The following is a 13,699-nucleotide window of genomic DNA, read 5'->3' as shown; positions in this document are numbered from 1 at the left end:
TGTGAAGTCGTGTTTGGGACGTGGATGATCAGCCCTTCAGGCCTGTCAGGGTGATGCCTTCGATAAAGCGGCGCTGTGCCGCCAGAAACGCCACGACCAAGGGCAGGGTGATGACGAGGGTCGCCGCCATGAGCGCCCCGTAATCATCGCCGGCTTCGGCAGCGCGGAAGAAGAGCAGACCGAGCGGCGGCGTTGCCCTTTCGGTGCTGGTGATGACGATCAACGGCCAGAACAGATCGTTCCAGTGCGCAACAACGGAAAAGATTGCGAAGGCGGTCACCGCGGGCCAGGCATTGGGAACGATGACCCGGTTGACGATCGCAATTTCCGACATGCCATCGAGACGGGCGGCGGCGATCAGGTCATCCGGCATGGCGCGGAAGAACTGCAGGAACAGGAAGATGCCGAAGACGGAGATGAAGAACGGTGCCGACAGCGCGAAATAGCTGTTCAGCATGCCGGTCTTATTCAGCACCACATAGATCGGCAATGCGGTTGCATGAATGGGGATGAGCAGACCGAGCATGACCAGTGTCATCATTGTCTGCGCGGCCCGGAACTTCAGCTTCGCCATGGCGTAGGCGCAGGGAATGGCGATGACCACCTGTATGAAAAAGATCAGGGCGCAAACGACAAGGCCATTGAACAGCAGTTGTGTCATCGGCACGCGCGAAAATGCCTTGGCAAGATTTTCCCACAATGCCCAGCGCTCCGGCCAGAGCGACAGCGTCGAGGAAAAAATCTCCTCGCGTGATTTTGCCGCCGTCGAAATCATCCAGATATAGGGCGCAAGGAACAGCAAGGCTCCGGCGGAAAGAACGGCAAGGCGCAGATTGCGCATCGAAAAAAGGGCCATCGGTTTCATGTGTAGTGCACCCGGCGGTCAAGAACCCGATATTGCAGGATCATCAGGACGATGAGCACAGCGAGGAAGATGACGGTCATCGCCGAGGCATAGCCGACGCGCAGATAGACGAAGCCCTCCTGGTAGATCGTCCAGAGCAGCACTTCCGAACTCTTGTTTGGCCCGCCCTCGGTCAGCGTCTTCACGGTCTCGAACACCTTCACCGCGTTGATAACACTGATCGTCGTGACAAAGAGCGTTGTCGGTCCAAGCATCGGCCAGGTGACAAGGCGAAAGCGCTCCCAGCTGCTCCTGGCACCGTCAACTTCGGCGGCTGCATAAAGCTCGCGCGGGATCGCGGTGAGCCCCGCCAGAAACAACACCATATTGAAGCCGACCGACTGCCATATGCCGATGATCGCCAGGCTGATGAGCGCCGTGTGGCTGCTACCGAGCCAGTTCGGTCCGGAAATGCCGACTGCGGACAAGATCGCATTGACGGGCCCGATCGTCGGATGCAGCAGGTACTGGAAGACGGTCGCCATGGCGACGAGAAGCGACGCGACCGGGAGGAAATAGACGGTGCGGAAGAAAGCGCGTCCGCGCGTCTCGCCTTCGATGAGCAGTGCCACACCGAGTCCAAGCAACACTGAGAAGGGGGTGACGATTGCAGTATAGACAGCAGTGTTTTTCAGCGAGATAAGGAAGGTCCGGTCGCCAAGCAGTTCGGCATAGTTGTCGAAACCGACGAACTGGAAATCGTCGTAACCCAGTTCGTAGTTGGTCATGCTGAAGACAACGACTGCCAGTGTCGGCAGCAGGACCAGCGTCACAATGAGGAAAATGGCGGGCGCAGCCAGTTGCCATGCAACGCGTTCTTCCTGCCTTGCAGCGCGGTCGGCGGCTTGCCTTGCAAGTGATGGTCCTGTGACTTTTTGTGCAATAGCTGTCATCTCACGCATCGACCGCCATCTTCAGGGATGCACGCAGCGGAACGCGCAGGCCATCGCTGCCAAAGACGAGGCATGCCCCGGCATCGATTTCGAGACCGACAGGCGCTCCCGGTGCGATATGCGCAACGTCCGCCGGCGCTGTCTTTACCGTGATGCCGCTGTCGCTGCCGGCAATGCGGGTAAACACGAGCACTTCGGAACCGAGAAATTCGAGGCGCGATACGATTGCGGGAATGCCATTGCCATTCGCACGCAGCTTGATCCGCTCGGGCCGTACCGCAATCTGGACCGGCGTTCCGACGGGACCGGTGACACCCTCTGCCAGGACTTTTCCGCCGAAAACCACCATGCCATTTTCAGAGGTAAAGGCATCAAGTATGTTGATACGCGGACTTCCGACGAATTGGGCAACCTCGATATGGCACGGATCGTCATAGATCCGTGCCGGCTCATCGAATTGCAGCAACCTGCCGCCCATCATCACCGCCACGCGGTCAGCCATGCTGAGCGCTTCGGCCTGATCATGGGTTACATAAAGCGTCGGCACACCGGCCCGGCGGTGCAGGTCCACGATCTCGGCACGGGTGTGAACGCGCAGGTTCGCATCAAGATTGGAAAGCGGCTCGTCCATGAGGAAGACACCGGGCTGGCGCACCAATGCCCGCGCCAGTGCCACACGCTGACGCTGGCCTCCCGACATTTGCCCAGGCTTTCTGTCGAGCAAATGATCGATCTTGAGGCTGGCGGCGGTCGTCACCACCTGCTGGCGGATAGCCGCCTGATGTGCAGCGCGGCCGGGCACGAAGCGGCCAAAGAGCGGCATGCGCTCCAGCTTCGACATGGTGCGCATGGCCAGAGGTACGGCAATGTTCTGGGCAGTTGTGAGATGCGGATAGAGCGCATAGGACTGGAACACCATCGCGACATTCCGGTCGGCGGGGTGCTCAGCGGTTATATCGCGGCCGCCCATCCACACGCCGCCGCTGTCACCATGATCGAGACCGGCTGCAATGCGTAAAAGTGTGGTCTTGCCGCAACCCGATGGCCCGACCAGCGCGATGAACTCACCTTCCTCCGCCTCGATCGTGACATCGTCGAGGATGTGCGAGGAACCATAGGATTTGGAGATATTTCTAAGGGCAAACGCGCTCATGCCGCGGTTTCTTCCACAACGGGCTTGGCGCGCGGATAGACTTCATCGATCACGTCATCCAGCAGGAACGGCGACATTCCGGCAATCTCGACGATCTCGCTCGTCACCTCATCGCCGAGTGTATGGAGGACAGCTCCGACGATCCGCTCGCCGGGCATGTCGCGTTCCATCGGACCGACAATGAAGGAAGCGGCAGGGGCCCATACAAGTTTCGTTGCATTCAGGTTTCCGGCCCAGGCACGATGCAGATGGCCGCTGGCATGCAGCGCCACTTCATACTTGTCGAGAAAATCGCACATCCGTTGCCGTGCTGCCTGGCGTACGCTCCAGTAACCCGTGTCGCCTTCGCCAGGTTCGTCAACAAACAGCGGTTTGTGTGCGAAGATTGCAATACGGCGTCCCTCGGCGGTCGAAAGGGCATCCTCGAGCCATACGAACTGCGCTTCTTCCTCGTCGCTGTTATCGCCAAGAATGAGACTGTTGAACCCGATCAGGCGCCAGTTGCCGATGTCGTGGACCCATTCTTCACGTCCCACTAGCCTGCGCCAGCGCTCAAGCCGCTCCGTATTCACCGGTTGCGCACCGTCGAGCATATGACCAATGTCGTGATTGCCCGGTACGCCGAGCACAGGAACCTGTAGCTTACTCAAAAGCTTCATCGAGAATATGAGATCATCCTCGGTACCAGCACCATCAAGCGCTAAATCGCCGGTATGGACCACCAGATCCGGGTTCTCCTGCCCGATCCAATCCGCCAGTGGCTGCCAGTTGCTGTTGAAATGCGTCTTGGACGGGCTAAAGTGAGTGTCCGTAATCTGGATGATCCGCACTGTCATACTCTCTTTTGATGTATCAGAATTTCGGGTGCGATACGTCACATGACAGGCTTGTTTGCCCCTCGCCACGATCTGAAAGCGCGCGGCGTTCTTAAGCTCCCTAAATGACAGTAGCGTCTCAGGTCGATGACAGTTCAATGACCATCCTTACGAACTGGAATGCTGTTCGTAGGGAATAAGAGAGAAGGGTCAATACGACACGTCAGGCCCGTCTTGGCGCCACGGAGGGCTGGCACGGATGTGCGGTAGCGGCACTGTAACCTTAACTTGTGGCCGATATTGCTCAAACACATTGTCCGTCTTTGATGGTAGATTTAAGCGGCGCTCACGCATGTGATCTCACGCCACGCGGTCACTGCAGCATGACGAAGTTCGCGATGATCGTTTGAAGTAAAGGTAGTGCGAGGAAAGCAGTAAAGGTTGGCAATGGGATCATGGATGGAAACAAATCGCTGAAGCTGCGCGGGTGATTTGAAGCGCTTCATAATCGCCTCCCGTCGTTGTATCGGCTGATGGGAATTCTCCGCCCGATTGTTCAATCCTTTATGCTGGCGATGATCGCAGACGGTTAGTCCAATCTGTCTGTTGGCCGCCCCGTAGGATCTGAGCTTGTCGGTCACCATGACCCGGGGTGCACGACCTTGCACCTTCAGCAGCTTGCGGATCAAACGCTTGGCTGCCTTGGCATTCCTGCGGCTTTGCACCAGGACTATCATTCGAGCCAAAAAATACAGGTGCGAATTTAAAGAATAGGAGCTTTTTGGCAGCAAGGATCGGCAAATATCGCCAAAACAATAGCGTACACGCGCGCGCGTTTATTCATTGATATCCGCGAGGGCCCCGGGACGGGCTCTCGTTTCTCTCAGCTTGGAGAGCAGTTGAGCTTCGCATTCGGGCCACTCATGCAGGAAGTCGCCGTAGGGTTTGTAAAGCTCGTCGAGTTCGGCTTGCTCACTCATGCAGCACGCAAACGTGCGGCGAAGCGTTCGATCTAAAGTTTTCGGAAGAAGAAAAATCCTCAAAACATCTAATCATTTCAAAGATTTAACCACTGGTCGGAGTGAGAGGATTCGAACCTCCGACCCCGTCGTCCCGAACGACGTGCGCTACCAGGCTGCGCTACACTCCGTGACCAGTACGCGGGGTATATAACGTCCGGTTTCCACGCCTGCAAGCTGTTTCCTGCGCCCATTTTTAATTATGGCGGCGGGAACCTGGGGTGACATGCGAAACAGCCGATTTACCTACTGTGATCAGGGCGGAAAGTCTTGTATCCATTCGAAAAGCAAAGTTTTGAGGCACTTGAGCAGCGGGAATGCAATCAATGGCGACGGAAAAGCAAAAGATCATCAGCTTTGTCATGAGCGGCGGTGTCGGATCCCGGCTCTGGCCGCTATCGCGCGAGGATTTTCCCAAACAGTTTCATAATCTCTCCGGGCAGGGCTCGATGTTGCTGCGCACCGTCAAGCGCATGGCCGCCCGGACAGCCGATGTTTCCGCTCCGGTCTATCTGCTGGCCTCGGAACGTCATTCGGATCATATCAACCAGGACCTGGCTGGGGTTGACCTCGGCGGCGGCAGGCCGATCCTCGAACCGATGGGTCGCAACACCGCGTCCGCAGTGGTATTGGCAACGGAGATAACGCTGCGCGAGCATGGTGATGAACTCGTGCTTGTGGTGCCGTCCGATCATGAGATAACCACCGATCGCGATTTCTGGAACACCATCGAAGCCGGTATCGGTCCCGCCAACGAAGGCCGGATCGTCGTCTTCGGCATCCAGCCGGATCGCCCCGAAACCGGTTACGGTTATATCGAGACCAGCCTGCAGACCGGCGATATTCGCGATGTCGTGCGTTTTGTGGAAAAACCAAACGAAAAAACCGCCAAGCAATATCTCGAATCAGGGAATTTCCTCTGGAATGCAGGCATTTTCCTTTTCCGGGCAAGTGTCATGCGCGATGCGTTCAAAACCCAGGCCCTCGACATCTGGGATAGTGCCATTGTCGCTCTCGATCAGGCAGATACGAATATCTCCGGCACTTACCTGCCTCATGATCTCTACGCGGCCGTGCCTTCTATTTCGGTCGACTATGCGATCATGGAACATGCCCCGGACATTGCACTCGTCCCAGCAAACTTCCGCTGGAACGATCTCGGTTCGTGGCAATCGCTGCTGGAAGTCGGCTCGGTCGATGGCAATGGCAACGTGATCGTTGGCGATGTCGTGGCTATCGATTGTGAACACAGTTATCTGCGTAGCGACGGACGGTTGCTTTCGGCGGTAGGGTTGCGTGACACGGCTGTGGTCGCCACTGCGGATGCAACTTTCGTCGCGCCGGTGAGCGAAAGCCAGAATGTGCGCAAGGTCGTCGAGCAACTGGAGAAAACCGGACGGCTCGAAACCAAATTCACGCCCGCTCAGGACCGGCTTCCACATGTCGGAGCCTATGGCAACCGGGTCCGTCATTGGCTCTTCGATGAGACATTGCCGCTTTGGTCCACCGTGGGTGTCGACGACAGACACGGTGGCTTCCATGAAGCGCTTTCCTTCGACGCGATTCCTATCAACAAAACCAAACGCATGCGTACGATGGCCCGGCAGATCTACGCTTTTGCCGTTGCTCATGAGATGGGCTGGGATGGGCCAGCCAAAGCGCTGATCGACCATGGTATCAGCTACATTAAAAACGGCCGAACAGATCGTGGCGGTTGGACCAAGACATTCAACCAGGACGGCAGCGTTCTGGACCCGACCGAGGATGCCTATGATCAGTCATGCGTGTTGCTCGCATTGGCCCATGCACACAAGGCGGGACACAAGGAGGCATTGGCGCTCGGAACCGAAACGTTTGTATTTATTGATGAGTATCTGGCTGATGCGCGGCTGACAGGTTTCCTTGAGACGCCGGGCGATACGGGCCTGCGGCGGGCCAACCCGCATATGCATCTGCTTGAAGCCTTCCTCGCCTGGCATGACGCGACGGGCAATCGCGACTATCTCCAAAGGGCCGCACGGATTGTCGATCTGTTCCGGCACCACATGTTCGATGCGGAAACCTGGACGTTGGGCGAATATTTCAGCAATGATTGGGCGCGCGCACCCGGCGACCAAGGCGAATGGACGGAGCCGGGCCATCATTTCGAGTGGGCTTCGCTCCTGTCCGACTTTGCTCATGCCACGGGTCAGAAAGATGTCGTGCGCTATGGGCGCAAACTCTATGCGTCTGCGATCGCGAATGGCCTCAACCGCTCGACAGAACTTGCCTACAATGCTGTGTCGCGCCACGGTTTGCCACTGGACACCAATTCACGCAGCTGGCCGCAGACGGAAGCCGTCAAGGCCGCCATCGCGCTCGATGGCAATGGCGGTCCGGATCTGAAGCCTGAGGTGGAAGCGCGGGTAGGCCGTCTCTTCCGCTGGCACATCGAACCCGCACCAAAGGGGCTGTGGGTCGATCTGATCGACGAAACGGGCAAGGCCAAGGCCGAAGACGTTCCGGCCTCGATTTTCTATCATTTGGTGTGCGCGCTGACACAGTATGTGGCTTACGTCGGCAAGAAACCTCAGTAAGGACTTTCGACATTGCCGGTTTCGACATAGACCGACTTGATCTGGCTGTAATGATAGAGCGCGGCCAGACCGTTTTCGCGGCCGACGCCCGATTGCTTGAAGCCGCCGAACGGCATTTCCACCGGAGCGAGATTATAGGTATTGATCCAGCAGGTGCCGGCCTTGAGCTGGCTGACGACGCGGTGAGCGCGTGACAGGTCCTTGGTGAATACACCGGCTGACAGGCCGAACTCCGTATCGTTGGCGCGGGCGATGACTTCGGCCTCTTCCTTGAAATCCAGAACGGCCATAACCGGACCAAAGATCTCCTCGCGAGCAATGACCATGTCGTCGGTCACATTGGTGAAAATGGTCGGCTCAACGAAACAACCGCCTTCAAAGCCCTGCATCTGCGGCACGCCGCCGCCAAAATGCAGCGTTGCGCCTTCAGCCTTGCCCTTTTCGATATAGGACACGACCTTGTCGCGCTGCGACGCGTTGACCAGCGGACCAAGATGGATCTCCGGGTCGAGCGGATCGCCGAGGCGAATAGCCTTTGTGCGCGTGGTCAGACGATCGAGGAACTGGTCCTTGATGCCGCCCTGCACAAAGACGCGGGTGCCATTGGAGCACACCTGGCCCGTCGAATAGAAATTGCCGAGCAGGGCGCCACCAACGGCGTTCTCCACGTCGGCATCATCGAAGATGATCAATGGCGACTTGCCGCCGAGTTCCATGGTTGCATGCTTCATATGCGAGCCAGCCTGTGCCAGTACGCGCTTGCCTGTCGGGACCGAACCGGTCAGCGACACCTTGGCAACCAGCGGATGATCGACCAACTGCGAGCCGACATCACCGAATCCTTGCAGGACGTTGAAAAGACCATCCGGCAGCCCCGCCTCCTTGTAGACTTCCGCCAAGGCGAGGGCGGAGAGCGGCGTGTTTTCGGAAGGCTTGAAGATCATGGCGTTGCCGGCAGCGAGCGCCGGGGCGGATTTCCAGCCCGCACCCTGTATCGGATAGTTCCATGCACCGATGCCGACGCAGACGCCCAGAGCCTCGCGCCTTGTATAGGCGTAAGAACCGCCAAGCTCGATCATCTCGCCATTGAACCCGGCGATGATACCACCGTAGAATTCCAGCGCATCTGCGGCGGAGGCAGGATCTGCCACCAGTGTCTCTTGGATAGCCTTGCCGGTATCGAGCGTTTCGAGTTCGGCAATCTCGGCATTGCGAGCGCGCAGGATATCGGCGGCGCGGCGCAGGATACGGCCACGTTCCACGGGCTTTAGTGCGGCCCAAGCCGGTTGCGCAGCGGCGGCAGCCTGCACCGCCTGCTCGATGAGTGCAGGCGTGGCGCCGAACAGCTTGGCGATTATCTCGCCGGTTGCTGGATAGATCACATCAAGTGGCTTACCCCCTTTGTCCTCGACAAAGCGGCCATTGATGAAATGCGATCCTTTAGGCTGCGCGCGCATGGTGTTCTCCTTAAATTTGTTCTTTGTATCTCATATTAAGCTTGAAAGGCGAGGCGCTGTTTACCCTCCCCCTTGTGGGGAGGGAGGCTGCGTAGCAGCAGGGAGGGGTCTTTCGACATAAGCAAGAAAAACCCCTCCCGTCGCTTCGCTCGCCCTCCCCACAAGGGGGAGGGTAAGTAGCGGCAACGTTGCTCTCACCTGTCACTCACCTGCCAGCGCGGATTGATCCAGGGTTCCTGGTTGGAACGGGGCAGGGGATCGCGGCCAAGAATATGATCGGAAGCCTTTTCGCCGGCCATGATCGACGGGCCATTGAGATTGCCATTAGTAACACGAGGGAAGATCGAGGAATCGGCAACGCGAAGCCCCTCAACGCCGATCACACGGCATTGCGGATCGACCACTGCCATTGGATCACTGACAGCGCCCATCTTGCAGGTGCCGCAGGGATGGAAAGCACTTTCCGCATGTTCACGCAGGAAATCATCGATCTCCTCGTCGGACTGCACGCGCACGCCCGGCGAAATCTCACGGCCGCGAAAAGGATCCAGCGCCGCCTGACCGAAAATCTCGCGCGTCAGCCGTACGGCATGACGGAAATCCACCCAGTCGTCGGGATGCGACATATAATTGAAAACGATCTTGGGTTTCTCGAAGGGATCGGAGGAGCGAAGCGTCACGCTTCCGCGCGACTTCGACCGCATCGGGCCGACATGCGCCTGGAAGCCATGCCCTTTCACGGCGGCCCTGCCGTCATAACGGATAGCAGCGGGCAGGAAATGATACTGGATGTCCGGATAGTCCACGCCAGGTTTTGAACGGACGAAAGCTGCGGATTCGAAATGGTTGGTTGCGCCATGCCCGGTCTTGAAGAACAGCCATTCGGCACCGATCATGGCTTTCGAAAAGAGCCCGAGCTTGGAATTCAGCGTGATCGGCTTCAGGCTTTCCTGCTGGATATAGACCTCCATATGGTCCTGCAGGTTCTGGCCGACGCCTGGCCGGTCTACGAGGACTGGAATGCCATGTTCCTTGAGATGCGTGGCAGGCCCGATGCCGGACAGCATCAGCAGCTTGGGCGAATTGATGGACGAGGCAGCGATAATCACTTCGCGACGGGCGTGGATCACCTCCGTCCTGCGGTGGCGGGTGATTTCGACACCGGTTGCTCGCCCGCTCTCGATGATCACACGCCGGGCGAAACCGCTGACCAGACTCATATTTTTTCGCTTTAGCGCCGGACGTAGGTAAGCATTGGCCGCGGACCAGCGGCGGCCATTGTAGATGGTTTGCTCCATGGCGCCGAAACCTTCCTGCTTCGAGCCATTATAGTCGTCGGTGACCTCAAAACCGGCCTGCCGGCCCGCGTCGACAAAGGCGTGAAACAGCGGGTTGTCGCGAAGCCCGCGCTGTATATGCATGGGTCCATCCGTGCCGCGCCATCCGGGCTCGCCACCGTGTGAATGTTCCATGCGCTTGAAATAGGGCAGCACATCCGCATAAGACCAGCCAGTCGCACCGCTTTCCGCCCAATGATCGAAATCATGCGCATGGCCGCGCACGTAAACCATGCCGTTGATTGAGGACGATCCGCCGATGACCTTGCCGCGCGGTGTCACCAGCGTGCGCCCGCCAAGGTGCGGCTCCGGCTCGGAGGTAAAGCCCCAATCATAGGTGCTCATGTTCATCGGGAAGGACAGCGCCGCCGGCATCTGGATGAACGGCCCGATATCGGTGCCGCCAAATTCGATGACGATCACCGAATATTTGCCGTCCTCCGACAGGCGGTAAGCCATGGCGGAACCTGCAGAACCAGAACCGATGATGACAAAATCTGCTTCCATAACGCTTTTTCTTGCTCACTCGCCGCGCGGATAACGGGCGTTCTCTTCCAGAACGTTCAGGTCCATATGATTGCGCATGTAGCGCTCTGAAGCCTTCTGCAGCGGCTGATAGTCCCACGGATAATAGGAGCCATTGCGCAGCGCCTCGTAGACGACCCGGCGCCGCGCCTGACTTTCGCGTACCGCGGTATCGAACTGAGCCATATCCCAGCGCGCGCGGACCTTCGCCGTGAAATCGGCGGTCAGTTTGGCGTGAGCGGGATCGCCGGCGAGGTTGGTCAACTCGTGCGGATCCGATTCAAGATCAAAGAGTTGCGGCAGGTCGATCTCGCAATGCACGAACTTGTAGCGGCCTTCGCGGATGCAGACGAGCGGCGCATTCGAGCCTTCCGCTGCATATTCCATAAGCACGGGCCCGATGCGGTCCTTGCCATTCATAAGGCGGGTCAAATCTTCGCCGTCGGTCCATGGCAGAACTTCGGCAATATCGATGCCGCCGATGGCAGCCAGCGTCGGGTTGATGTCAAGCGTCGAGACTGGCTGGGAAATCAGTTGCGGTGCGATGCCCTTGCCCGCAATCATCAGCGGCACGCGCGATGAGCCCTCGAAGAAGTTCATCTTGAACCACAAGCCGCGCTCACCAAGCATGTCGCCATGATCTGACGTGAAGACGATGATCGTGTCATCCAGCATCCGCGTGGTCTGGAGTACTTCAAGAATTTCGCCGATCTTGTCGTCGATATAGGAGATATTAGCGAGATAGCCCTGACGCGCCCGCCGAACCTGCTCCGGCGTGATATCAAAGCAAGTGTGCTCGCAAGCCTCCATCAGCCGCTGTGAATGCGGGTCCTGTTCCTCGAAGGGAATAGCGGCCACGTCCGGCTCGAGCGCTGGAGAACCTTCGTAAAGGTCCCAATATTTGCGCCGCGCAACATAGGGGTCATGCGGGTGGGTGAACGAGACCGTCAGGCACCACGGGCGCCGCGAAGCGTCGTCCGCCTCGCGCGACAGCTGGTAGAGTTTCTGCCCGGCGTGGAAAGCTACCTCGTCGTCATACTCCATCTGGTTGGTGATTTCGGCGACGCCCGCGCCGGTTACCGAGCCGAGATTGTGGTACCACCAGTCGATCCGCTCGCCCGGCTTGCGATAATCGGGTGTCCAGCCAAAATCCGCCGGATAGATATCCGTGGTCAAACGCTCTTCGAGGCCGTGCAACTGGTCCGGCCCGACGAAATGCATCTTGCCGGAGAGGCCAGTATAATAACCTGCACGGCGCAGATGGTGCGCATAGGTCGGGATATCCGAGGCGAACTCGGCAGCATTGTCATAGACACGGGTGCGCGACGGCAGCTGGCCAGACATCAGGGAAGCACGTGCAGGGGCGCAGAGCGGCGAGGCCGTATAGGTATTGGCAAAGCGGACCGAACGCTTGGCCAGCGCCTTCAGGTGCGGCGCATGGATGAACTCCGCCGGGCCGTCTGGAAACAGTGTTCCATTCAGCTGGTCAACCATCAGGATGAGTATATTCGACTTCATGCAGGCTCCGGCGGCGACTAAATTCGTCCTTATGGCATTTTCCATAAGGTAATGGCGGTCGCTGTTTCAGTTACGCCATTGCGCACCGCATGACGACCGATATTTCTGGCTGTCATTGCCAAATTTAAAATGGAACGGCCGAGATATGAAGAGTTCACCTTGAATCGAGACTGGTTCATGGTTAGCTCAAGAGAAAGAGATTTTGGAGGAATTGAGATGACAGCCTGCATCGTTGGATGGTCACATTTGCCGTTTGGTAAACTGGAAGGCGAAACCGTCGAAAGTCTGATCGTCAAGGCAGCGATCGGCGCGCTCGATCATGCCGGCATCGGTCCTGAGGACGTCGACGAGATCGTGCTTGGTCATTTCAATGCCGGTTTCTCGCCGCAGGATTTCACCGCCAGTCTCGTTCTGCAGGCGAGCGATGCCTTCCGTTTCAAGCCCGCCACACGTGTTGAAAACGCTTGCGCAACCGGCTCGGCAGCCGTGCATCAGGGCATAAAGACAATTCGCGCCGGTGCTGCGAAAATCGTACTGGTCGTGGGTGTCGAGAAGATGACGTCGACTCCCGGTCCGGAAATTGGGAAAAATTTGTTGAAGGCATCGTATTTGCCGGAAGAGGGCGAGATTCCGGCCGGGTTTGCCGGTGTGTTCGGCCAGATCGCTGCCGCCTATTTCCAGAAATATGGTGACCAATCCGACGCCCTTGCAGTGATCGCCGCCAAGAACCACAAAAATGGCGTGGGCAATCCCTATGCGCAAATGCGCAAGGATCTTGGCTATGATTTCTGCCGGCAGGAGAGTGAGAAGAATCCCTTCGTCGCGGGTCCGCTAAAGCGCACCGACTGCTCGCTGGTGTCCGACGGTGCGGCCGCTCTTGTTTTGACCGACACGCAAACAGCCTTGAAGATGAGGCGCGCCGTGGCGTTTCGTGCCGCTGCACACGTTCAGGATTTCCTGCCGATTTCCAAGCGCGACATATTGTTGTTCGAAGGTTGCTCCGAGGGCTGGAAGCGTGCCTTGGACCAGGCTGGCGTGACGATCGACGACCTGTCTTTCGTAGAGACCCATGATTGCTTCACCATCGCCGAGTTGATCGAATATGAGGCCATGGGGCTGGCCAAACCGGGCGAAGGGGCCAAGGTAGCACTCGAAGGACAGACGGCGATGGGTGGCCGCCTGCCGGTCAACCCTTCCGGCGGGCTGAAGGCCAAGGGGCATCCGATCGGTGCCAGTGGAGTCTCGATGCATGTGCTGTCATCGATGCAACTGACCGGGGAAGCCGGCGGCATTCAGGTACCGGACGCCAAGCTCGCTGGCATCTTCAACATGGGTGGCGCAGCCGTCGCCAATTATGTTTCGGTGCTCGAGCGGATCAAGTAGAGGTGGCTAGAAACCAACTCTGCCGAATCCGGGCACTTTAAGTCCCGGATTCAAAACATCTACACCAGCAACCAAGCCCATGAAATGATTCCTGCTTTTGATGCGTCGAGCAACGGTTC

The 13,699-nt window shown here is 58.0% G+C and carries 9 protein-coding genes, 1 tRNA gene and 1 pseudogene; 2 read left to right on the top strand and 9 right to left on the bottom strand.

What is annotated here, in order from left to right; genetic code table 11:
* Positions 1–28: 28 nt before the first annotated feature.
* From ACSQ3H_RS20075 to ACSQ3H_RS20050, 6 genes and pseudogenes are all read right to left on the bottom strand, one after another.
* Entirely contained in the window at positions 29–865 is an 837-nt protein-coding gene (locus ACSQ3H_RS20075; protein ID WP_436118669.1) for a carbohydrate ABC transporter permease, read from the bottom strand.
* The gene (locus tag ACSQ3H_RS20070) at positions 862–1,806 is read right to left on the bottom strand and encodes a carbohydrate ABC transporter permease (RefSeq protein WP_436118668.1); all 945 of its coding nucleotides are present in this window, start codon (positions 1,804–1,806) and stop codon (positions 862–864) included. The genes ACSQ3H_RS20075 and ACSQ3H_RS20070 overlap by 4 nt, the downstream gene beginning before the upstream one ends.
* On the bottom strand, positions 1,799–2,950 hold the full coding sequence (locus ACSQ3H_RS20065) for an ABC transporter ATP-binding protein (RefSeq protein ID WP_436118667.1): 1,152 nt from the start codon (positions 2,948–2,950) through the stop codon (positions 1,799–1,801). The genes ACSQ3H_RS20070 and ACSQ3H_RS20065 overlap by 8 nt, the downstream gene beginning before the upstream one ends.
* The gene (locus tag ACSQ3H_RS20060; RefSeq protein WP_436119507.1) at positions 2,947–3,780 is read right to left on the bottom strand and encodes a metallophosphoesterase family protein; all 834 of its coding nucleotides are present in this window, start codon (positions 3,778–3,780) and stop codon (positions 2,947–2,949) included. Before ACSQ3H_RS20060 ends, ACSQ3H_RS20065 begins: the two co-directional genes overlap by 4 nt.
* Before the next feature lie 320 nt (positions 3,781–4,100).
* Positions 4,101–4,493: pseudogene (locus ACSQ3H_RS20055) on the bottom strand (IS6 family transposase); the annotation flags it as partial.
* A gap of 345 nt (positions 4,494–4,838) precedes the next feature.
* Positions 4,839–4,915 (bottom strand) — tRNA-Pro (locus ACSQ3H_RS20050).
* A 195-nt stretch (positions 4,916–5,110) separates the two neighbouring features.
* On the opposite strand from ACSQ3H_RS20050, the gene ACSQ3H_RS20045 reads away from it, so the two are divergent.
* Positions 5,111–7,360, top strand: a complete 2,250-nt coding sequence (locus tag ACSQ3H_RS20045; protein WP_436118666.1) for an AGE family epimerase/isomerase — start codon at positions 5,111–5,113, stop codon at positions 7,358–7,360.
* On the opposite strand, the gene betB is transcribed toward ACSQ3H_RS20045, so the two are convergent.
* The 3 genes from betB to betC form a co-directional block, all read right to left on the bottom strand.
* Positions 7,354–8,817, bottom strand: a complete 1,464-nt coding sequence (gene betB, locus ACSQ3H_RS20040) for a betaine-aldehyde dehydrogenase (protein WP_436118665.1) — start codon at positions 8,815–8,817, stop codon at positions 7,354–7,356. The two genes, ACSQ3H_RS20045 and betB, sit on opposite strands and share 7 nt — an antisense overlap.
* 194 nt (positions 8,818–9,011) lie before the next feature.
* Positions 9,012–10,661, bottom strand: a complete 1,650-nt coding sequence (gene betA, locus ACSQ3H_RS20035; RefSeq protein WP_436118664.1) for a choline dehydrogenase — start codon at positions 10,659–10,661, stop codon at positions 9,012–9,014.
* 15 nt (positions 10,662–10,676) lie between these two features.
* Positions 10,677–12,197, bottom strand: coding sequence for a choline-sulfatase (betC, locus tag ACSQ3H_RS20030; protein WP_436118663.1), 1,521 nt, complete (start codon positions 12,195–12,197; stop codon positions 10,677–10,679).
* A gap of 216 nt (positions 12,198–12,413) precedes the next feature.
* Here betC and ACSQ3H_RS20025 point away from each other — a divergent pair, with 216 nt between their 5' ends.
* Positions 12,414–13,580, top strand: coding sequence for an acetyl-CoA acetyltransferase (locus ACSQ3H_RS20025; RefSeq protein ID WP_436118662.1), 1,167 nt, complete (start codon positions 12,414–12,416; stop codon positions 13,578–13,580).
* The last annotated feature ends 119 nt before the right edge of the window (positions 13,581–13,699 follow it).

The sequence above is a fragment of the Phyllobacterium sp. LjRoot231 genome (assembly GCF_964253365.1).
In the GTDB taxonomy this organism is placed as follows: Bacteria; Pseudomonadota; Alphaproteobacteria; order Rhizobiales; family Rhizobiaceae; genus Phyllobacterium.
Note: the sequence above shows the minus strand (reverse complement) of the source record. Positions and strands in the feature narration are given on the sequence as shown.